Origin of the sequence: Cellulophaga omnivescoria, from assembly GCF_001999725.1 — a bacterium.
Lineage (GTDB): Bacteria > Bacteroidota > Bacteroidia > Flavobacteriales > Flavobacteriaceae > Cellulophaga > Cellulophaga omnivescoria.
In genome coordinates, this window is sequence record NZ_MDDP01000050.1 from 123,319 (window position 1) to 143,108 (window position 19,790).

A 19,790-nucleotide genomic window follows, 5' to 3' on the forward strand; every position below is an offset into this window, starting at 1 on the left:
ACCTAGTATTGTACCAAAAATAACAGTACTAGGTTAGTTATTTTACATTGTAAGATAATTAAAGTTTCAATAATTACTGAAACTTTAAAATATTTAATATATATTTGTGATGAATTTAAGTTTTTTTAAAAGATGAACTACACAGAAGCTAAATCTAAATTTATAAACACTTGGGGTAGTTTAGGTACGCTTTGGGGTATAAACAAAGCAATGGCACAAATACAGTCGCTCTTATTTATTTCTGCAGAACCACTTTCTATGGAAGAAATAATGGAGGAATTAAAAATCTCTAGAGGTAACACAAGTATGAACTTAAGACAACTTATAGACTGGGGAATTGTAAGTAAGGAGTTTAAAGCTGGCGAACGTAAAGAATATTTTACAACTGAAAAAGATGTGCAAGAATTAGCACGCATTATTGCTAAAGAACGTAGCCGAAGGGAGCTACAACCAACCATAAAAGTATTAAAAGAAGTTAGCAACATAACTCCTGATGGCACAAATGAAACAGATGAGTTTATTAAACAAACTAAAGCTATGTGCGAGTTAACAGAGACTGCAGATAGTCTTTTAAATAAAATGGCTAATCAACAGCAAAACTGGATTACAAAATCCATTTTAAAAATATTTAGCTAATCCAACAATGCAAAAAAACATCTTAAATAAAATAGTAACTATTGATATTGGGCTTATTTGGCTTGCTAATGGTTTGTTTTGTAAAGTATTAAACCTAGTACCTAGACACAAGGAAATTGTGGGTAGTATTTTAGGAAATACTTACGCTAGTGAACTTACAATTAGCATTGGAATTGCAGAAATAATTATGGCAGTTTGGATTTTTAGCGGATATAAATCTAGAATAAACGCAATGCTACAAATGCTAATAATAGTAGTAATGAATATTTTAGAATTTGCTCTAGTGCCAGAGTTATTGCTTTGGGGTAAAAACAATATAGTCTTTGCTTTACTTTTAATTTGTGTGATATTTTACAATGAATTTCATTTAAAAAAAACAAACTAGTATGGTAGCATCATTAAAAAATCATCCGTTTGCGGTTGAAGCGTTTTTTACAAACTCTACTGTACTTACTTTTGCATTACCTAAAGAAGAATTACAAGGCAAAATACCCAAACACTTACAGCTAGACACCTTTAAAGACAAATGGGCTTTTGTAGCTGTTGCAATGGTACAAACAAAAGATTTACGACCTAAAGGGTTGCCTAAATTTATGGGTAATAACTTTTTTTTAATAGGCTATAGAGTTTTTGTTACCTACACTAATAAAGCAGGCAAACGCTTAAGAGGATTGTACATTTTAAAGTCTGAAACCAATAAAAAGAAAATGGAGTTTATGGGTAACATTTTTACACATTACAACTACACCACAACAGACATTGCAATTAAAAAAGGAGATAAAAAAACAGAAATAACCTCTTTAAAATCTAACTTTAAAATTGATTATAATAATAATTTAACCAATGTTAATCTGCCTAAAAACTCACCTTTTAACACCTACAAAGAAGCACGTAGGTTTGCAGGTCCATTACCATTTACTTTTACATACAGTAAAGAAAAAAATAGCATTTTAATTATTGAAGGTGTACGACAAAATTGGAAACCCATTCCTATACACATAAATAAATATCACTTTAATTTTTTAAAAGAAGCCGGATTTAAAAATCCAGTTTTAGCCAATGCATTTAGTATAAAAAATATTCCGTATTACTGGAAAAAAGGAAAACTAGAATTATGGTAGCAAACAGAAAAAAGTTTCAAGGAGTTCTAAACATTTTAAGCTTTAACAGGCATTTTTATGTAATTGGGTTTTTAATATTAGTAACCTTAATTACTATTATTACTAATTTAAAACTACCAAACTTGTTTTTATGGTTTGTAATAGGGGTATTTGCGTATGGCTTAGTAACTCCTCTCCTAGTTTCTGCATATGTTTACGATTTTTCCGGCTACTACAGTTTTAAATGGTTGCAACCACATATAAATAACAATGCTAGCGTAAAAAAAATTGTAAATATTAATGCTGGTTTTGATGAGACAAGTTTTATTATAAAAAACAAATTTCCAACATCTGAAATAAAAGTATTCGATTTTTACGATAAAAAACAGCATACAGAACCTGCCATAGTACGCGCACGGAAGGTTACCACAACATACCCAAATACACAGCAAATTACAACAAATAAAATTCCGCTTAAAGACAAAAGCACAGACCTTGTATTTTTATTATCTGCCGCGCATGAAATAAGATGTAATAAAGAAAAACAAGTATTTTTAACAGAATGCAAAAGAATTTGTAAAGAAGATGGAAAAATAATAATGGTAGAGCATTTAAGAGATATACCCAACTTTTTAGCATTCTCCGTAGGATTTACCCATTTTTTTAGTAAAAAAACGTGGAAGAATACATTACTAAAATCTGGGTTTACTAAAATTGAAGAAGTAAAATTTACACCATTTATGTCGGTTTTTACCTGTAATAATTAAACACACAAGCTATGCAAACACATTTACATATTATTGGCTCATTATTAATGTTATTAGCTTTTATTCATATAATTTTTCCAAAATACTTTAACTGGAAAATAGAACTGCAACCCCTTAGCTTAATTAATCGCCAAATGATGTCTACCCATACCTTTTTTATAGCGTTAACCGTTTTTTTAATGGGCTTATTATGTGTAACATCTGCAACACAATTAATACAAACCGGTTTAGGAAATAAAATTACACTAGGCTTAGCTATATTTTGGACATTTAGGTTATTTTTTCAATTTTTTGTGTATTCTAAAAAACTATGGAAAGGCAAAAAATTTGAGACAATAATTCATATTATATTCAGTGTATTTTGGGTATATTTAACAACAGTATTTTTCACCATTTATTTTAACAATTAAATTTATGAATAAACTAGTAATTGCAGGTGGCACAGGTTTTTTAGGTAATGAATTACTAGATTTCTATACTAGTAAATTTACTGAAATTATAGTGCTAACACGTAGCAAACCTTACCAAGCAAAAAATATTAATTATGTACAATGGGATGCTAAAACTATTGGTACATGGCACTCTTGTTTAAATAATGCAGATGTGCTAATAAATTTAACAGGCAAATCTGTAGACTGTAGATTTACAAAAAAAAATAAAGCTCTTATTTTAAATTCCAGAATAGACTCTACTCTGGCACTTGGCAAAGCCATAAACTTAGTAGATAACCCTCCAAAGGTTTGGCTAAATGCTTCGTCTGCTGCTATATCTCACCCAAATAAAGAAGAAAATGGAGAAGATTTTATGTTAGATGTTGGTATAGCTTGGGAAAAGGCTTTTGAAAGTATAAAAAATGTAAATACAAGAAAAATAGCCCTACGCATATCATTGGTTTTTGGAAAAAACGGAGGTGCATTAGTTCCTTTAAAAAAAATATCACAATTAGGCTTAGGAGGCAAACAAGGTTCTGGAAAACAAATGGTAAGCTGGGTACACATTAAAGATTTTGTAGCAATAACAAACTTTGCTATCGAGAATACTAAAATAACAGGACCAATTGTAGTTGCTGCTCCAGATGCAAAGTCTAATAAAAAATTAATGGCTACCATTAGAAAAGCACTTAAAGTACCTTTTGGATTACCTGCTTATAGTTGGATGTTAAAAATAGGCGGTTTTATAATTGGTACAGAGCCAAGTTTAATTTTAAATAGTATGGATGTTTACCCAGAAAAATTAATTAAAAACGGATTTAAATTTAAATACGCAACGTTAGAAATGGCATTAAAAAACTTGCTAAAATAAATTTTTATTTTGTAGCATTTTCCTTTTTTACAGCGTCATAACCTCCTTCTAAATTTATAGCGTTGTACCCCATCTCTGTTAATTTTGCTGCAGCTTTGGCACTTCTGCCTCCGCTTTTGCAGTATACATATATTGTTTTGGTTTTTGGTATACTATCAAAATAACTTGCAAATGTATTTTGCAACACATCTACATTTTTAGCATTGCTTAAATGACCCAAACCGTATTCATCAGAAGTTCGTACATCTATTAAAAGAGCGTTTTTTATATCATTTTGTGAAAATTCTGTGATATGTTTTGATTTACTTTGTGAACAAGCAGTTAAAAACAGGAGTATAAACAGTGAATTAAAAAAAGGTTTCATAGAATTTTGTTTTATTCAAAACTAAACAAATTAATTAAAATCCCCTACATTTGAAAAATCAACAAGAACTAATGCACCACCTTAATCCAGATACTTGGGTAGATAATTACGCAGATTATTTATTTAATTATGCCGTAGCTAGAGTAAGCGATTCTGAAATTGCTAAAGATCTAGTACAAGAAACTTTTTTTGCAGGATTAAAATCTGCTAAAAATTACAAAGGAGATGCCGCTGAACGTACGTGGCTTATTGCTATTTTAAAAAGAAAAGTAATAGACCATTACCGTAAAATAAATTCTAACAAGGGCAAAGCAGAGGTTAGAATGTCTTACAACTCTAATATAGACTCAGAAGGTGACTGGTTAGAGGAGCAAGTAGCAGATCCATACAGTAAATTAGATAATAGTGATTTAGAAAATGCAGAATTAGGCCTTGCAATTCAAGATTGTATTGCTAAATTGCCTAAGAAACAAGCATTGGTTTTTAAAATGAAAACAATACAAGGTATAAGTACAGAAGATATTTGTAATGAACTTGGCATTAACTCGTCTAACCTATGGGTAATAATCCATAGAGCCAGAACAACATTAATGGGATGCTTAAATACTAATTGGTTTTAATTATGATTTCTTGCGAAAAAGCAGCTAAAATCTGCAACAAACTACAATACAATGAAGCTTCTTTCTTTGAAAAGATTAATCTTAAGTTTCACTTATTAATATGTAAAACTTGTCCTCAGTTTTCTAAAAGAAATTCTGAATTTACGTCCCTTTGCCAAAAAGCTCATTTACAATCTTTAACCGAACAAGAAAAGATTAAAATGAAAGAAAAGCTACAAAAAGAAGTTACTAAATAAACAAACTAGTTATATAAACAATAACAAACCAAAATATAGGAAAAGCTTCTACCCAAAAAGAAGCAAAATATTTTCCTTGTTTACCTTGTGTATAAAGAACCAAAAAACCAAAACTTATAAATAAAACACCCTTTACTACTAGGTCTAAAAGTGTTATTTTGTTCTTTAAATAGGTTACAAAAAAGAAAGCTAAAACTACAATACCAGTCGCTATTTTAGTGTGTATTACTCCAAACCTTTGTGGTATCGTTTTAAGAGCAGGAGAATCGTACTTCAAATCCCTAATTTCAAAAGGCATTAATAGCACTAGAACTATTAAAAAACGCTGAAAAGTTTCTATCCAAACATCTTTAGTTATACCCATATTAGCAGACAAAACAGGTAACAACACAGTAACACCTGCCCAAACTAAGGCTACCATAAAAACCTTTAACGCACCAAAACTTCTTAAATTTTTAGCTTTGGGCAAAACAGGTAGCGCATACAAACCAGTAAACACAGCTAAAGCACCCATACAGTACCATACATGTTTATGTAAGTAAAACGAAAAATAGACGGCAAACCCTAGTGCAATTAAACTAAATACCTGTATATTTTTATGATACTTATTAGCTACCAAAATATATTTTTTGGCTTCTACCCCGTATTTTATAAAATTATAACAAGCAATGGTGCTAAAAAAACAGAAATAAGCTAGATTTTGGTTTATGGTTATGTTTAAAATTATGGCTGTAATTTCTAGCAAACAAAATACAGAAGCAGCTACATGAATGCTGGCATCTAAATAAAAATTAAAAAATCGTTTAACTAGTTTCATTACACAAATGTAAGTAAAGTGTTCATAACATTAATTAATCGTTAAAAACTTTAGATGATGTAGCTTCTAATTTAGCAATTTTGAAAAAAATTATCATTAATTTTGCGCATCTTTTTATAAAAAACACTCTAGAATATGAGAACAGATTTGTTTGCCCTAAGACACATTGGTATAAATGAAAATAATTACCAGCAGATGTTTAAAACTGTTGGAGTTAAAAATTTAGATCAGCTTATATATGAAACTATCCCAGACGATATTAAGCTTAAAAACAATTTAAATTTACCTGAAGCTTTAAGTGAAAATGAATATTTAGAGCACTTACAAGAACTTGCAGACAAAAATAAAGTTTTTAAATCTTACATAGGTTTAGGATATAATGAAGGGCTATTACCTTCTCCTATTAAAAGAAATATTCTAGAAAACCCAGGTTGGTATACTGCATATACTCCTTATCAAGCAGAAATTGCTCAAGGTCGTTTAGAAGCTTTATTAAACTTTCAGACTATGGTTTGCGATTTAACAGGTATGGAGTTAGCTAACGCATCTTTACTAGATGAAAGTACTGCTGCTGCAGAAGCTATGGCAATGCTTTTTGATGTACGTAGCAGGCCACAAAAAAAAGAAAACGTAATTAAGTTTTTTGTTTCTGAAGAAATACTACCACAAACTTTATCTTTATTACAAACGCGTGCTACACCAATAGGTATAGAACTTGTAATTGGTAATCATGAAGACTTTAGGTTTGGAGCAGATTATTTTGGTGCGTTATTGCAATACCCTGGTAAATACGGACAAGTAAATGATTATGCTAGTTTTGTAGATAATTGCAACCAAAACAACATAAAAGTTGCCGTTGCTGCAGATATACTAAGCTTAGTAAAGCTTAAAGCTCCTGCAGAATTTGGAGTAGATGTTGTTGTTGGCACCACACAACGTTTTGGTATTCCATTAGGTTATGGCGGCCCACACGCTGCTTTTTTTGCTACAAAAGAAGCCTACAAAAGAAATATTCCTGGCAGAATTATTGGTGTTACTAAAGATACAGATGGTAAACCTGCTTTACGTATGGCTTTACAAACCAGAGAGCAACATATTAAAAGAGACAAGGCTACATCTAATATTTGCACAGCACAAGTTTTACTAGCTGTTATGGCTGGTATGTATGCAGTATATCACGGTCCAAAAGGATTAGAGTATATTGCTAACAAAGTACACAACACTGCAATAAATACTGCAACAGCAATTGAAAAGTTAGGTTTTAAACAACTTAATACTGTTTATTTTGATACTATTAAGGTAGAAGTTAAGGATGCTAATGCTCTAAAAACAATTGCCGAAAGCAAAAAAATAAACTTTAACTATATTAATGATACTACTGTATCTATCTCTATAAACGAAGCAACATCTAAAAAAGATTTTGCTACAATAGTTGCTTGTTTTGCTGAACTTAATAAAGTTGAAAATTCAGCTTCATTTACAAAAGATGTACAAACTGTTATTCCTGCTACTTTACAACGTAACACTCCATTTTTAGAAAACGTAGTTTTTAATTCTTATCACTCAGAAACAGAATTAATGCGTTACATAAAAAAATTAGAACGTAAAGATTTAGCACTAAACCATTCTATGATTTCTTTAGGATCATGTACTATGAAACTAAATGCGGCATCAGAAATGCTTCCTCTAAGTTCTGCACAATGGGGTAATATTCATCCATTTGCTCCTGTAGACCAAGCAGAAGGATATCAAATTTTATTAAAAAGATTAGAAGATCATTTAAGTGAAATTACAGGTTTTGCAGCAACATCTTTACAACCAAATTCTGGTGCACAAGGAGAGTATGCTGGTCTAATGGTTATTAGAGCTTACCACGAGTCTAGAAACGAAGCGCACAGAAACATTTGTTTAATTCCTGCATCTGCACACGGTACAAACCCTGCATCTGCTGTTATGGCTGGTATGAAAGTGGTTGTTACCAAAACAGATGAGCACGGAAATATTGATGTAAATGATTTAAGAGAAAAAGCAGAATTACATAAAGATAATTTAGCGGCCTTAATGGTAACCTACCCATCTACACACGGGGTTTTTGAGTCTTCTATTAAAGAAGTTACACAACTTATACATGATAACGGCGGACAAGTTTATATGGATGGTGCTAACATGAACGCACAAGTTGGTTTAACAAACCCTGGTAATATTGGAGCAGATGTTTGTCACCTTAACTTACACAAAACCTTTGCTATACCACATGGTGGTGGTGGTCCTGGTGTTGGCCCTATTTGTGTAGCTCCTCAATTGGTACCGTTTTTACCGGGCAACCCAGTTATTAAAACCGGAGGAGAAAAAGCTATTACAGCAATATCTTCTGCTCCATGGGGCAGCTCATTAGTTTGTCTTATATCTTACGGTTATATTGTAATGCTAGGAGAAGAAGGCTTAAGACAGTCTACATCAATAGCAATTTTAAATGCTAACTACATTAAAGAAAGATTAAGTGGTAAGTTTGATGTCTTATATACAGGAGAAAAAGGAAGAGCAGCTCATGAAATGATTATTGACTGTAGACCATTTAAACAAAACGGAATAGAAGTTACAGATATTGCTAAGCGTTTAATGGATTACGGCTTTCACGCACCAACAGTATCTTTCCCTGTAGCTGGCACATTAATGATAGAGCCTACAGAAAGTGAAAGTTTAGCTGAGTTAGATCGTTTTTGTGACACTATGCTGTCTATTAGAGCAGAAATTGATGAAGCTACAATAGACAATCCAAATAATGTATTAAAAAACTCTCCACATACATTAGATATGGTTACTAATGATGTTTGGGATTTTCCTTATAGCAGACAAAAAGCAGCATTTCCGTTAGAGCACATTGCAGATAATAAATTTTGGCCTGTAGTTAGACGTGTAGACGAAGCGTATGGAGACCGTAATTTAATTTGTACTTGCGCCCCTATTGAAGCTTATATGGAAGCGTAAAAACACTGCAAATACAATACTTAACAACCGCCTAGAGATTTTTAGGCGGTTTTTTTATTTTCTATTATTACGCTTGAACATCATACAATTTATTATGCATGCATAGTTTTTTAAAAGTGTTTTTTGTAACTTCAACCTGTTAAATTAAAATCTAAATATGCATATCGGAATTACAGGAACAGGTAGCTACATACCTACCATAACTACCTTAAATACAGACTTTATTAACCATACTTTTTTAAATACAGATGGGTCTCCTATTCCTAATTCTAATGAGGTTATTATTCAAAAATTTAAAAAAATAACAGGAATAGCAGAAAGAAGGTATGCAAAAAAAGAATTAAACACTTCTGATATTGCCTATTTAGCTGCAGAAAGAGCTATTAACGATGCCAAAATAGACAAAGAAACTATAGACTATATTATAGTTGCTCATAACTTTGGTGATGTGAACTATGGGCAAACACAAACAGACACTTTACCTAGTTTAGCCTCTAGAGTAAAACATTTATTACAAATTAAAAATCCTAAATGCATAGCGTATGATATATTATTTGGTTGTCCTGGATGGATACAAGGAATGATACAAGCATATGCATTTATAAAAGCAGGACTTGCCAACAGATGTTTAATTATTGGAGCAGAAACATTGTCTAGAGTAATAGACCCATATGACAGAGATTCTATGATTTATTCTGATGGTGCCGGAGCAACAATTATAGAAAACACTAAAAATACTGGTAATATTTTAGCTCATAACGCAGCAACGTATGCACTTACCGAAGCTAACTATTTATTTTTTGGAGAATCTTACAACAAGGAAGAAAACAACAATACTAGGTACATAAAAATGCATGGGCGCAAAATATATGAGTTTGCCGTTACCCACGTACCAAAAGCTATGAAGGATTGTTTGGACCAAAGTGGTGTAGATATAAATGATGTAAAAAAAATATTTATACACCAAGCCAATGAAAAAATGGATGAAGCAATTGTGCAACGGTTTTATAAACTTTACAACAAACCAATGCCTGAAGATATTATGCCTATGAATATCTACAAGCTTGGTAACAGCTCTGTTGCTACCGTGCCTACCTTGTTTGATTTGGTTAAGAGAGGAAAATTAGAAAATCACGCTGTAAAAAAAGGAGATGTTGTTATATTTGCGAGTGTTGGCGCTGGTATGAACATCAATGCCATAGTTTACAGATATTAAAATGTACGAAAAAACATATCCTAGCAAACGTTTTAAGCATACGCTAGAGTTTCTTAATAAACACATTAATACCACAGAGAGTATATTAGATTTAGGAGTTACAAACCCTTTATCTAAACTAATGACCTCGCAGGGTTTTAACGTAACAAATACTAACGGAGAAGATTTAGACGTAGATTTTTCTTCTGTAACTACTTCTAAAACAGAAGTTGTAACTGCATTTGAAATTTTTGAGCATTTATTAGCTCCACTTAATATTTTAAAAGAAATAAAGAGTGATAAACTTGTTGCTAGCATTCCGCTTAACTTATGGTTTGCTCCTGCCTATAGAAGTAAAACTGATAAATGGGATAGACACTACCACGAGTTTGAAGATTGGCAGTTTGACTGGTTATTGGAAAAAGCTGGCTGGGAGATAAAAGATTCTGCCAAATGGACTAATCCTATAAATAAAATTGGCATTAGACCAATTCTACGTAGTTTTACACCTAGATATTATATTGTATATGCAGAAAGAAAAAAATAATATCTTTTATCTTTTTAAATATGATGTACTACATTATAATTCCCGCTCATAATGAAGAGGCCTTTATTGCAAAAACACTAAATTCTATTCTTCATCAGACCAAAAAACCAAAACAGGTAATTATTGTAAATGACAACTCTACAGATACTACAGAAGTTATCATAGACCAGTATGTAAAAAAACATTCAATTTTTAAAAAGATAAACACTACTTCGTCTACAAAGCATATGCCTGGTAGTAAGGTTGTAAATGCTTTTAATAAGGGCTTGGCTGCAACAGATAACGACTATGATTTTATTGTAAAATTAGATGCAGACATAATTTTACCTGAAAATTATTTTGAGAAAATTATTTCTATTTTTAAGTCTGATGAAAAAATTGGTATAGCTGGCGGTTTTGCTTACGAAGAAGACAAGGATGGCAAATGGAAACTAAACCACCCAATGAACAAGGACCACGTACGTGGTGCATTTAAAGCTTACCGTAAATCTTGTTTTATACAAATTAATGGTTTACGTAGTGCTATGGGTTGGGACACCGTAGATGAGCTATTAGCACTATACCATAATTTTACAATTTTTACAGACAATAATTTACGAGTTAAACATCTTAGACCTACAGGAAATGCATACAACAAGCAAGCTAAACTATTACAAGGCCAAGCAATGTACCGTATGCGTTATGGTTTTACAATTAGCTGTATTGCATCTTTAAAAATGGCTTTAAAACAGAAAAAGGCAGCTGTTTTTTTTGATAATTTAACAGGCTATACAAATGCTAAAAAAGAAAAATTGCCCTTTTTGGTAACACCAAAAGAAGGCAATTTTATTCGTGATCTTCGTTGGAAGAATATAAAGCATAAGTTATTTTAGTTTTCTAAAACAGCCTCAATAGGTTTGCCAGTAGTACCGTTTGGCGCAGCAATACCCAGCAATGCAGAAATTGTTGGTGCAATATCAGGTATTTCTGTAAGTTTAACTGTGCTTCCTTTTTTAATTCCTTTTCCAAAAAATAATAAAGGCGCATGAGTATCATAAACCCTAGGAGAGCCGTGTGTAGAACCTGTTCTAGAATAGCTTATAATTCCTGGTTTTAAAACCACGATTACATCTCCAGAGCGTTTTTGATTGTATCCGTTTTGTAAAATGTATGGTAGGCCTTTAGTATATTCATTTTGCCACATTTGGTATGCTGTATATGCTTTATCTACATCATTAAAAGTTAGTAATTCTTGCGCAAAAGCTTCTTGCACTGTTTGCAGGTCTAAATCAAGATTAGCAATAACCTTATGGTCTAAAAATACCTGATCATTAGAAACGTTTTTAATTAAATCCTCAGATCCAAATTTAAATTTAGCCCATTCATTTAATTTAGTAGTTATTTCTTTATAGTTAACATAACCAGCCGGTATTTTACTGTCTTTTAAATAAGTAGGCACATGCACTGCTGCATGGTCTGCACTTAAAAAAACAGTATATTCTCCTTTACCTACTTCTGTATCTAACTGGTTAAATAATCTTTCTAAATCTTGATCTAAACGTATATAAGTATCTTCAATTTCTTTAGAGTTTACACCAAATTGGTGTCCTACATAATCTGTAGAAGAAAAACTAACGGCTAAAAAGTCTGTTATATTATCTTTTCCTAAATTTTCACCTTTTAGGGCAGCTATAGCAAAATCTGCTGTTAAACTGTTACCGTAAGGAGTTGCTTTTATAATATCAAAACCTCTGTTTTGATCCCAAATTGCTGGTAAGTTATGAGGAAAAGAAGTTGTTGTTTCTCCTTTAAACTTACCTTCATAGTTATTTTCATCTGTACCACTCTCCTGGTAAGTAGAAATATCTCTTAATGCATTCCATGTTTTTTTATATTTCTCCGCAGCATCAGAAGCATTAAAATTATTAACCCAAGCAGGTAAACTATTCATATAATAAGAGCTAGTTATAAAGTTAGCCTCATCTTTACCAACAAACCAATACGCAGCATTTGCCGCGTGGCCACCTGGTAATACAGCTCCTCTATCTTTAATTGCTACAGCTATTACTTTACCTTTTTTTTGAGTATGTAAACGTAATTGATCTGTAACAGTTGTAGTTAACATTCTGTGTGGACTCATCTTCCCTTCTGCGCCACTTGTACCTACAGAGCTATAGTTACTATCCCCAGCACAATATACATTTACACCCAAATCTTTATCATACCAATTATTACCTATTACACCGTGCATAGATGGTGTAGTACCAGTATAAACAGAGGTATGACCAGGACCTGTACTTGTTGGAGCATAATTAAAATGATGATTTTTAGCATTAAAACCTTCATTAATCATACGTTTAAATCCTCCTTCTCCGTATTGATTGTAAAAACGCGTAAGATAATCGTACCTCATTTGATCTACAATAATACCCACCACTAACTTAGGAGTGGTTTTTATTGGGTTAGAAGTTTGCACCTCTACTTCGTTTTTATTTCTTTTTTTAGATTTTTTTTGTGCATTAATAACGCCCGTGTTTGCTATAAAACAAACACCTAATAATGCAACAAATAGCCTTCTCTTCATTGTAAATAATTTTATTGATAGCGTAAAAGTAAATAAATAAACTTTTAATTTTTTTATTTGAATGTCAAATGAGAGTTAATATTATTATTTTTACAAACAGAAGTCTATTTTATATGAATTACATAGCATCTATTGGCAGTTATTTTATAATGATTAAAGAGGTTTTTAGAAAACCTACAAAATGGTCTATTATGAAAAAACTTATTTTAAAAGAAATAGACGAATTGGTTTTTGGTTCCTTAGGTATCATTATATTTATTTCGTTTTTTATTGGTGGTGTGGTAACCATACAAACTGCTTTAAACCTTACAAACCCTTTAATACCAGAAAGTTTAATTGGTTTTGCCGCAAGACAATCTGTTATACTAGAATTTGCTCCTACTTTTACCTCTATAATTATGGCTGGTAAGGTTGGCTCATACATAACATCTAGTATAGGTACAATGCGTGTAACAGAACAAATTGATGCCTTAGAGGTTATGGGTGTTAACTCTTTAAACTATTTGGTATTCCCCAAAATTATAGCGTTAATGCTTTACCCTTTTGCTATTGCAATTGCAATGTACGTTGGTATTTTTGGCGGGTGGATAGCTGGTGTTTTTGGCGGGTTTACCACAAGTGCAAGTTTTATAGAGGGAATACAGTTAGATTTTATTCCGTACCATGTTACATATGCCTTTATAAAATCTATAATATTTGCTTTTGTAATTGCTACAATACCTTCTTTTCATGGGTACTTTATGAAAGGCGGAGCATTAGAAGTGGGTAAAGCAAGTACCACTGCCTTTGTTTGGACCAGTGTTGCTATTATTATTTTAAATTACATACTAACCCAATTATTATTAGGATAATGATAGAAGTAAACAACCTACACAAATCTTTTGGTGAAGCGCATATATTAAAAGGAGTAACTACAGACTTTGAAAAAGGAAAAACAAACTTAATTATTGGCCAGAGTGGCTCTGGAAAAACAGTTTTTTTAAAGTGTTTACTAGGATTATTTACGCCAGACGAAGGTTATATAAGTTATAATGGAAATATTTATAACGATTTAAGCCCAGATGAAAAAAGGAATTTAAGACAAGAAATGGGAATGGTTTTTCAGGGAAGTGCCTTGTTTGACTCTTTAACGGTAGAGGGCAACGTAATGTTTCCTTTAGAAATGTTTACAAAGCAGTCTAAATCTGAAATGCAAGATAGGGTAAACACCGTTTTAAAACGTGTTAACCTAATAGATGCTCACCACAAATATCCTTCAGAAATATCTGGAGGTATGCAAAAAAGGGTTGCAATTGCAAGAGCAATAGTTATGAACCCTAAATATTTGTTTTGCGATGAGCCAAACTCTGGCTTAGATCCTAAAACGGCAATTTTAATAGACAATCTTATTTTAGAAATTACACAGGAATACGATATTACTACTATAATAAACACGCACGATATGAACTCTGTTATGGAAATTGGAGAAAAAATACTTTTTCTAAAAAACGGACATAAAGAATGGGAAGGAACAAATAAAGAAATTTTTAAAACAGACAATAAGGCTGTTACAGATTTTGTTTATTCTTCTGAGCTGTTTAAAAAAGTAAGACAAATGTATATTGAAGAACGCAATTAATTAGCTAATTCTCTAACCTGAATATTTTTATCTTTCAATCTTAATTTTAACCAATCTGATATTTTTTTAGTATCAGTTACTTTGTCTTTAGATTTTGTTTTAGGCTTCCAATTAATTTCAAAAACAGGAATAGTATCTATTTTTTTAAAATCTGTACGTATAGTGTAAGAATACCCAATAGATGCTAAGTTTTCATAATTAGCTTTAGCCTCTGCACTAACATCATTAAAAGGTATTTGTTTAGATACAATTTTTTGTAGTTGAGTTAGTTCCTTCTCTAACAAGGCAATTTTTTCTTCTTTACCCATTAGCTCAGCCTTTTTAGCTTGGTATAACTCGTCTACATATTTTATTTGGTCTACTTCCTTATTTTTAGAACCTTGTATTATTTTTAACTCGGTATTTTGTAACTCTTCAAAATCCTCATTTTTAATTTCGTTCCAACTAGCAATAATATTATCTGGCACCAACTCTTCACCCATAAACATTACTTCTATCACAGATTTTTGCTCGTTCTTATTTTTACGAAATATTTTATCAAACAAAGACGTGTCTCCTCCGTGATATTCTATATTAGTTAAATTATTTAAATACAACCCATTACCCGAGAATTTATATTTAGCAACATTTTCTGATATAAATTGTTGCGCTTGACTCTTAAATTTAGACTCTTCCCAAGCCTTAAAAAATGTCCAACTAGCTGGAACCATAACCAATATAGCAACTATAGAAGCAAGCCTACTTATTAATCTACGACGCTCAGAGTTGGCATAACGAACCATAGGAAAGCGTAATATTTTTATGACCAAAAATGTAGCTAAGGCTATAAAAATAGTATTAATAATAAACAAATACATAGCACCACTAGCATAGTCCCAATTACCAATTGCCAAACCAAAACCTACAGTACATAAAGGAGGCATTAAAGCTGTTGCAATTGCTACTCCAAATATAACACTAGCTATAGTACCTTTTTTTGCACGTGCAATAACCAAGGCTAAACCACCAAAAAAAGCAATAAGTACATCTCTAATATCTGGTGCTGTACGCGCTAACAGCTCAGAGGATTCATCACGTAAAGGAAAAAATTTAAAGAACAAAAAGGCAGTAAGTATACTTAATACCACCATTACTCCAAAGTTTTTTAACGAACGACGAAGTGTATCAATATCGTTAATGGCTAAGGACAAACCCATACCTAAAATAGGTCCCATTAGTGGTGAAATTAACATGGCTCCAATAACCACAGCAGTAGAATTGGCATTTAAACCAATAGAGGCTATAAAAATAGAGCAAATTAAAATCCAAGATGTATGCCCTTTAAAAGGAATATCTGCCACTATAGATTCCCTAGTAGCTTCTTGGTCGGTGTTATTTCGAATATCCAAAAGTTCTTTTAAAAACTTTTTAGTAGACCCAAGTAAACCTTGAAAATCTTTTTTTACGTTGTCTGATGAATCGTTGCCAGATACGCTATTATTTTGCTCTGTATTATTACTCATACATAATGGTATTACTTACCAAACTTATCTTTTACTTCGTTTAAAATAACTTTAATATCTTGTTCTTTTTCTTTTGGGCAAATTAACAAAACATCTTCCTTATCTACTACAATAAAATTATCTAAGCTATCTAAAACTACAACTTTATCATTTTTAGTGCGCACAATGTTGCCACTTGCATTACGGTCTAATAATTGCGCACCAACTACCGCATTACTATTATCATTTTTATCTAACTTATCATACAAAGAGCCCCAAGTACCTAAATCATTCCAATCAAAAGTAGCTGGTAATACATAAATACTTTTAGAATGTTCTAGTATAGCATAATCTATAGATATATTTTCTGCTAACGCATAATTATTTGCTATAAAACTTTTTTCTTCTGCAGTGTTATAACTATCCATACCAGAATAAAATAATTGATATTGTTCTGGCTGAAAAGCCTTAAAAGCATCAACTATTGTTTTTACACTCCACATAAAAATACCTGCATTCCATAAAAAGTTACCCTTACTAATAAACTCTTTAGCAGTTTTATAGTCTGGTTTTTCTCTAAACTGATTTACTTTTTTAATTTCCAAGTCTGGATTTTTATCAAACTCTATATAACCAAAACCTGTATTAGGAAATGTAGGCTTTATACCTAATGTACAAAGAACCTCCTCATTCTCGCATTTTGCAAAACATTGTTTAACATCATTTTCAAAAGCGTTTTCATCTTCTATCCAGTGGTCACTAGGAGCAACTATCATTACTGCATTAGGATTCTGTTTTTTAATTTTTAATGCTGCATATAAAATACAAGGAGCGGTATTACGCATAGCTGGTTCCAAAACAACTTGTTCTTGTTTAAGCATTGGTAGTTGCTCCAAAACTAGGTCATTATAACTCTCGTTGGTTAAGACTAATATATTCTCTTTAGGAATAAATTTATTTAATCTATTAAATGTTTTCTGAATTAATGAAAATCCAGAACCTAACATATCATGAAACTGCTTTGGATATTCTGCAGTACTTACTGGCCAAAACCTTGACCCAATACCTCCTGCCATTATAACTGCGTAATAGTTTTTATTCATTTTGATTAGTCTTTTATGAGTTCTACTTCTGCATTCGGCTGAAAAACATAAGTTTTTCCACTAGAAAGTTCTATGCATTCGTATCGCTTTATTTTTTTTTGTCCTTTTTTAAATAGCTTACCATTATATATTCTAAATATACTACCAATAGGTAACTCAAAAATATATGTTTTATTTGACACAGGATCAAATTGCTTTAATGCTAACGATAATTTAGCATCAGTATCACTACTTGCTTTTGGGTTTTTAAAATGATTAGCAACAACTGGCAATACTTTTGTTGGAAAAATTTCTGGTCTAATAAAAGGCAACATCAATGCCTGAAAAGTTTTTTTCCATTCTAACCCATGAGGCTTAATCCTTCTGCCATATTTTTCAAAAGCTACTAAATGCGCTATTTCATGTACTAAAGTGATTAAAAACCTATATTTATTTAATGATGCATTTACTGTTATTTGATGCTTTCCGTTTGGCAATCTTCTATAATCTCCGTGTCGGGTAATTCTATCTCCAACAATTTTAAGATGCACTGCATTAACTTTTATTAATGAGGCGCAAGGTGTTACAGCCCTTTCAGGTAAGTATTTAAGAAGGATTTTCTCCATATATACAAAAATAACAGATTCTGCCTTTTACAAGTGTACACTACAGTATATTTTGTAGTAAAATACAACTTTTCTTCTTATTATTTATTTGATAATCTAATTTTTTAAACAATGTACAACAAAATAAAAACCGCCTATTAGCACTAACAGGCAGTTTTTTAATTAAATTATTTATTAAGTTACGGTGTACTATTGCTTACTTGCAACAATTTACCATTGTACATTTTATGTCCAGTAAGGGCAAAATTTTGAATATATTCTGCCATTTCTAAAGCAGTGATTGGTGCCTTGTAGCCAGGAAAAGCTTCTTCTAGCATTTCTGTTTGCACGGCTCCTAACGCAAGCACATTAAAAGACGGACCCGTTTCTTTAAACTCCTCTGCCCAAAGCTCTGTTAACGTAATTACGGCTCCTTTACTAGAACTGTATGCAGATAAGCCAGCAAATTTTAAACTACCTTGCACACCACCCATAGAACTGATAGTTACTACGTGTCCGTTTTTTGGCATTTTAGGTATTACCAATTTAGTTATACTTGCTACGCCAAAAACATTCACTTTATAAACAGCTTCAAAATCTGCTGTTGTAGTTTCTAAAAAAGGCTTATTAGCTAATTTTCCTGCATTATTAATTAATACATCTACCTGTTTCCAGTTTGCAGAAATAAAATCTTCAACTTTTTGTAAATCTTCCTCCGCAGAAATGTCAAAAGGAAAAGAAAAAATATTAGGGTTTTTAAGAGAAGCTATAGGGGCACTATTCCTGGACAAAGCCAAAACTTGGTGTCCATTGTTTGCAAATAGCTGTGCCATTTGGTAACCTATACCTCTGCTACTACCTGTTATTATAATATTTGCCATTAATTGTATTGTATTTCTTTTGTGTCTGAATTCGCAATGCTTTTTATTACCGGAGTAAATTTATTTATTAAACTGGCCATGTGATTAAAGTCCATTACACTTGGCTCATCACCTACTTTGTGGTAATGATCAAAATTTGTAAAATCAAAAGTAGAATAGGTTTGTGATGGCACCTTAAATTCGTTGTGAAACGGATAATTATCAGATCTCATAAATAATCTAAAGTCACCTGCTTTTGGTAAAAAACCAGCAATTTTTTCACCTGCATAAGTATTTGTTACAGATGCCAAGTTAGACTTATTAAACCCTGTTAAATATGCTAAATAATCTTTATTTTGCATAGGAATACCTATCATCTCAAAATTAAGCATAGTGTACAAGTTAAGGTTATCTTCCTTTAATTTTTTTGCCAAATGTTTAGAGCCCAACAAGCCCATTTCCTCAGCAGAAAATAATGCAAAAATTATGCTTCTTTTGTTAGATTTTGTTTGCCCAAAATAACGAGCAAACTCCATAACTGCAGCAGTACCAGAAGCATTATCATTAGCTCCATTTGCTATTACATCATCACCGTCTGCCTTTGCAGTACCAATATGGTCATAATGAGCTCCTATAATTATAAATTCTTTTTTTAATTTAGGATCATTACCTTCTACAAAACCCACTACATTATAGGCAACACCTTTGCTAGAGTCAAAATTTGATAATGTATCTTTGTACGTTTTAAAAAATGGCTTTACTCCGTTAGCCTTAAAGTTATTTTCTATAAAAGTAGCTGCTTCTGCTATACCATCTGATCCAGACATACGACCTTGTAAATCATCAGAAGCTAAAAAGCTAACAATTTTTTTTATATCTGCTTCTTTTGCCTCTGTTGCAGACTCTTTTACTGCTGTATTTTGAGCAACACTAGAACAAGAAATTACAGCTAATAACCCTAAAAAATAAAACGTCTTTTTCATATTTAATTTATTTAAGGTCTAAAGAT

Annotated in this window: 22 protein-coding genes; 14 read left to right on the forward strand and 8 right to left on the reverse strand. The window is 31.8% G+C overall.

The features are described from left to right. Positions 1 to 132 precede the first annotated feature (132 nt). Genes BFJ87_RS15855 through BFJ87_RS15880 form a run of 6 tightly spaced genes read left to right on the forward strand, consistent with a single transcriptional unit; the run spans position 133 to position 3,805 of the window. Positions 133 to 636, forward strand: coding sequence for a GbsR/MarR family transcriptional regulator (locus tag BFJ87_RS15855; RefSeq protein ID WP_077406890.1), 504 nt, complete (start codon positions 133 to 135; stop codon positions 634 to 636). 7 nt (positions 637 to 643) lie between these two features. Next, positions 644 to 1,021: a DoxX-like family protein gene (locus BFJ87_RS15860; RefSeq protein ID WP_077406893.1), complete on the forward strand. Its 378-nt coding sequence runs from the start codon at positions 644 to 646 to the stop codon at positions 1,019 to 1,021. A 1-nt stretch (position 1,022) separates the two neighbouring features. Then, a complete protein-coding gene (locus BFJ87_RS15865) occupies positions 1,023 to 1,757 on the forward strand; it encodes a DUF2071 domain-containing protein (RefSeq protein WP_077406896.1) in 735 nt (244 codons plus the stop codon). Then, positions 1,751 to 2,503 carry a methyltransferase domain-containing protein gene (locus BFJ87_RS15870; RefSeq protein ID WP_077406899.1) on the forward strand — a complete coding sequence of 251 codons (753 nt, stop codon included), beginning with the start codon at positions 1,751 to 1,753 and terminating at the stop codon, positions 2,501 to 2,503. The genes BFJ87_RS15865 and BFJ87_RS15870 overlap by 7 nt, the downstream gene beginning before the upstream one ends. A gap of 11 nt (positions 2,504 to 2,514) precedes the next feature. Then, positions 2,515 to 2,913 carry a hypothetical protein gene (locus tag BFJ87_RS15875; protein ID WP_077406902.1) on the forward strand — a complete coding sequence of 133 codons (399 nt, stop codon included), beginning with the start codon at positions 2,515 to 2,517 and terminating at the stop codon, positions 2,911 to 2,913. A 4-nt stretch (positions 2,914 to 2,917) separates the two neighbouring features. Next, positions 2,918 to 3,805: a TIGR01777 family oxidoreductase gene (locus BFJ87_RS15880; RefSeq protein WP_077406905.1), complete on the forward strand. Its 888-nt coding sequence runs from the start codon at positions 2,918 to 2,920 to the stop codon at positions 3,803 to 3,805. Between the two features lie 4 nt (positions 3,806 to 3,809). Here the strand turns inward: BFJ87_RS15880 and BFJ87_RS15885 are convergent, their stop codons facing one another. Continuing rightward, positions 3,810 to 4,169 carry a rhodanese-like domain-containing protein gene (locus tag BFJ87_RS15885; protein WP_077406908.1) on the reverse strand — a complete coding sequence of 120 codons (360 nt, stop codon included), beginning with the start codon at positions 4,167 to 4,169 and terminating at the stop codon, positions 3,810 to 3,812. Positions 4,170 to 4,240: 71 nt separating this feature from the next. Here BFJ87_RS15885 and BFJ87_RS15890 point away from each other — a divergent pair, with 71 nt between their 5' ends. Together BFJ87_RS15890 and BFJ87_RS15895 are read left to right on the forward strand one after the other, a co-directional pair. Continuing rightward, positions 4,241 to 4,789 carry a sigma-70 family RNA polymerase sigma factor gene (locus BFJ87_RS15890; RefSeq protein WP_077407158.1) on the forward strand — a complete coding sequence of 183 codons (549 nt, stop codon included), beginning with the start codon at positions 4,241 to 4,243 and terminating at the stop codon, positions 4,787 to 4,789. A 2-nt stretch (positions 4,790 to 4,791) separates the two neighbouring features. Further along, a complete protein-coding gene (locus tag BFJ87_RS15895; RefSeq protein ID WP_077406911.1) occupies positions 4,792 to 5,025 on the forward strand; it encodes a hypothetical protein in 234 nt (77 codons plus the stop codon). Here BFJ87_RS15895 and BFJ87_RS15900 read toward each other — a convergent pair. Beyond that, positions 5,018 to 5,842, reverse strand: coding sequence for a UbiA prenyltransferase family protein (locus tag BFJ87_RS15900; RefSeq protein ID WP_077406914.1), 825 nt, complete (start codon positions 5,840 to 5,842; stop codon positions 5,018 to 5,020). The two genes, BFJ87_RS15895 and BFJ87_RS15900, sit on opposite strands and share 8 nt — an antisense overlap. A 135-nt stretch (positions 5,843 to 5,977) precedes the next feature. On the opposite strand from BFJ87_RS15900, the gene gcvP reads away from it, so the two are divergent. The 4 genes from gcvP (at position 5,978) to BFJ87_RS15920 (ending at position 11,444) form a co-directional block, all read left to right on the forward strand. Then, on the forward strand, positions 5,978 to 8,830 hold the full coding sequence (gene gcvP, locus BFJ87_RS15905) for an aminomethyl-transferring glycine dehydrogenase (RefSeq protein ID WP_077406917.1): 2,853 nt from the start codon (positions 5,978 to 5,980) through the stop codon (positions 8,828 to 8,830). Positions 8,831 to 8,987: 157 nt separating this feature from the next. Further along, positions 8,988 to 10,046, forward strand: coding sequence for a 3-oxoacyl-ACP synthase III family protein (locus tag BFJ87_RS15910; RefSeq protein WP_077406920.1), 1,059 nt, complete (start codon positions 8,988 to 8,990; stop codon positions 10,044 to 10,046). Between the two features lies 1 nt (position 10,047). Continuing rightward, positions 10,048 to 10,572, forward strand: a complete 525-nt coding sequence (locus BFJ87_RS15915; protein WP_077406923.1) for a class I SAM-dependent methyltransferase — start codon at positions 10,048 to 10,050, stop codon at positions 10,570 to 10,572. A gap of 20 nt (positions 10,573 to 10,592) precedes the next feature. Beyond that, positions 10,593 to 11,444, forward strand: a complete 852-nt coding sequence (locus BFJ87_RS15920; protein ID WP_077406926.1) for a glycosyltransferase family 2 protein — start codon at positions 10,593 to 10,595, stop codon at positions 11,442 to 11,444. Here the strand turns inward: BFJ87_RS15920 and pafA are convergent. Beyond that, positions 11,441 to 13,135: an alkaline phosphatase PafA gene (pafA, locus tag BFJ87_RS15925; RefSeq protein WP_077406929.1), complete on the reverse strand. Its 1,695-nt coding sequence runs from the start codon at positions 13,133 to 13,135 to the stop codon at positions 11,441 to 11,443. The genes BFJ87_RS15920 and pafA overlap by 4 nt on opposite strands. Positions 13,136 to 13,248: 113 nt before the next feature. Between pafA and BFJ87_RS15930 the strand changes: the two genes are divergently transcribed. Together BFJ87_RS15930 and BFJ87_RS15935 are read left to right on the forward strand one after the other, a co-directional pair. Beyond that, the gene (locus tag BFJ87_RS15930) at positions 13,249 to 13,986 is read left to right on the forward strand and encodes an MlaE family ABC transporter permease (RefSeq protein ID WP_077406932.1); all 738 of its coding nucleotides are present in this window, start codon (positions 13,249 to 13,251) and stop codon (positions 13,984 to 13,986) included. Next, entirely contained in the window at positions 13,986 to 14,753 is a 768-nt protein-coding gene (locus BFJ87_RS15935; protein WP_077406935.1) for an ABC transporter ATP-binding protein, read from the forward strand. The genes BFJ87_RS15930 and BFJ87_RS15935 overlap by 1 nt, the downstream gene beginning before the upstream one ends. On the opposite strand, the gene BFJ87_RS15940 is transcribed toward BFJ87_RS15935, so the two are convergent. From BFJ87_RS15940 to BFJ87_RS15960, 5 genes are all read right to left on the reverse strand, one after another. Continuing rightward, positions 14,750 to 16,255, reverse strand: a complete 1,506-nt coding sequence (locus tag BFJ87_RS15940; protein WP_077406938.1) for a DUF389 domain-containing protein — start codon at positions 16,253 to 16,255, stop codon at positions 14,750 to 14,752. The genes BFJ87_RS15935 and BFJ87_RS15940 overlap by 4 nt on opposite strands. 11 nt (positions 16,256 to 16,266) lie before the next feature. Then, positions 16,267 to 17,337: a mannose-1-phosphate guanylyltransferase gene (locus tag BFJ87_RS15945; protein WP_077406941.1), complete on the reverse strand. Its 1,071-nt coding sequence runs from the start codon at positions 17,335 to 17,337 to the stop codon at positions 16,267 to 16,269. Between the two features lie 5 nt (positions 17,338 to 17,342). Then, entirely contained in the window at positions 17,343 to 17,942 is a 600-nt protein-coding gene (locus BFJ87_RS15950) for a SprT-like domain-containing protein (protein ID WP_077406944.1), read from the reverse strand. A 179-nt stretch (positions 17,943 to 18,121) separates the two neighbouring features. Then, positions 18,122 to 18,802 (reverse strand): SDR family NAD(P)-dependent oxidoreductase, encoded by a 681-nt coding sequence (locus BFJ87_RS15955; RefSeq protein ID WP_077406946.1) that lies wholly within the window; start codon positions 18,800 to 18,802, stop codon positions 18,122 to 18,124. Then, positions 18,802 to 19,764, reverse strand: coding sequence for a M28 family metallopeptidase (locus tag BFJ87_RS15960; RefSeq protein ID WP_077406949.1), 963 nt, complete (start codon positions 19,762 to 19,764; stop codon positions 18,802 to 18,804). Before BFJ87_RS15960 ends, BFJ87_RS15955 begins: the two co-directional genes overlap by 1 nt. Between the last annotated feature and the right edge of the window lie 26 nt (positions 19,765 to 19,790).

What these genes read in the sequence shown, in the direction of transcription:
- BFJ87_RS15855 (WP_077406890.1), top strand. Translation starts at nt 133, where the DNA reads ATGAACTACACAGAAGCTAAATCTAAATTTATAAACACTTGGGGTAGT.
- BFJ87_RS15860 (WP_077406893.1), top strand. Translation starts at nt 644, where the DNA reads ATGCAAAAAAACATCTTAAATAAAATAGTAACTATTGATATTGGGCTT.
- BFJ87_RS15865 (WP_077406896.1), top strand. Translation starts at nt 1,023, where the DNA reads ATGGTAGCATCATTAAAAAATCATCCGTTTGCGGTTGAAGCGTTTTTT.
- BFJ87_RS15870 (WP_077406899.1), top strand. Translation starts at nt 1,751, where the DNA reads ATGGTAGCAAACAGAAAAAAGTTTCAAGGAGTTCTAAACATTTTAAGC.
- BFJ87_RS15875 (WP_077406902.1), top strand. Translation starts at nt 2,515, where the DNA reads ATGCAAACACATTTACATATTATTGGCTCATTATTAATGTTATTAGCT.
- BFJ87_RS15880 (WP_077406905.1), top strand. Translation starts at nt 2,918, where the DNA reads ATGAATAAACTAGTAATTGCAGGTGGCACAGGTTTTTTAGGTAATGAA.
- BFJ87_RS15885 (WP_077406908.1), bottom strand. Translation starts at nt 4,169, where the DNA reads ATGAAACCTTTTTTTAATTCACTGTTTATACTCCTGTTTTTAACTGCT.
- BFJ87_RS15890 (WP_077407158.1), top strand. Translation starts at nt 4,241, where the DNA reads ATGCACCACCTTAATCCAGATACTTGGGTAGATAATTACGCAGATTAT.
- BFJ87_RS15895 (WP_077406911.1), top strand. Translation starts at nt 4,792, where the DNA reads ATGATTTCTTGCGAAAAAGCAGCTAAAATCTGCAACAAACTACAATAC.
- BFJ87_RS15900 (WP_077406914.1), bottom strand. Translation starts at nt 5,842, where the DNA reads ATGAAACTAGTTAAACGATTTTTTAATTTTTATTTAGATGCCAGCATT.
- gcvP (WP_077406917.1), top strand. Translation starts at nt 5,978, where the DNA reads ATGAGAACAGATTTGTTTGCCCTAAGACACATTGGTATAAATGAAAAT.
- BFJ87_RS15910 (WP_077406920.1), top strand. Translation starts at nt 8,988, where the DNA reads ATGCATATCGGAATTACAGGAACAGGTAGCTACATACCTACCATAACT.
- BFJ87_RS15915 (WP_077406923.1), top strand. Translation starts at nt 10,048, where the DNA reads ATGTACGAAAAAACATATCCTAGCAAACGTTTTAAGCATACGCTAGAG.
- BFJ87_RS15920 (WP_077406926.1), top strand. Translation starts at nt 10,593, where the DNA reads ATGATGTACTACATTATAATTCCCGCTCATAATGAAGAGGCCTTTATT.
- pafA (WP_077406929.1), bottom strand. Translation starts at nt 13,135, where the DNA reads ATGAAGAGAAGGCTATTTGTTGCATTATTAGGTGTTTGTTTTATAGCA.
- BFJ87_RS15930 (WP_077406932.1), top strand. Translation starts at nt 13,249, where the DNA reads ATGAATTACATAGCATCTATTGGCAGTTATTTTATAATGATTAAAGAG.
- BFJ87_RS15935 (WP_077406935.1), top strand. Translation starts at nt 13,986, where the DNA reads ATGATAGAAGTAAACAACCTACACAAATCTTTTGGTGAAGCGCATATA.
- BFJ87_RS15940 (WP_077406938.1), bottom strand. Translation starts at nt 16,255, where the DNA reads ATGAGTAATAATACAGAGCAAAATAATAGCGTATCTGGCAACGATTCA.
- BFJ87_RS15945 (WP_077406941.1), bottom strand. Translation starts at nt 17,337, where the DNA reads ATGAATAAAAACTATTACGCAGTTATAATGGCAGGAGGTATTGGGTCA.
- BFJ87_RS15950 (WP_077406944.1), bottom strand. Translation starts at nt 17,942, where the DNA reads ATGGAGAAAATCCTTCTTAAATACTTACCTGAAAGGGCTGTAACACCT.
- BFJ87_RS15955 (WP_077406946.1), bottom strand. Translation starts at nt 18,802, where the DNA reads ATGGCAAATATTATAATAACAGGTAGTAGCAGAGGTATAGGTTACCAA.
- BFJ87_RS15960 (WP_077406949.1), bottom strand. Translation starts at nt 19,764, where the DNA reads ATGAAAAAGACGTTTTATTTTTTAGGGTTATTAGCTGTAATTTCTTGT.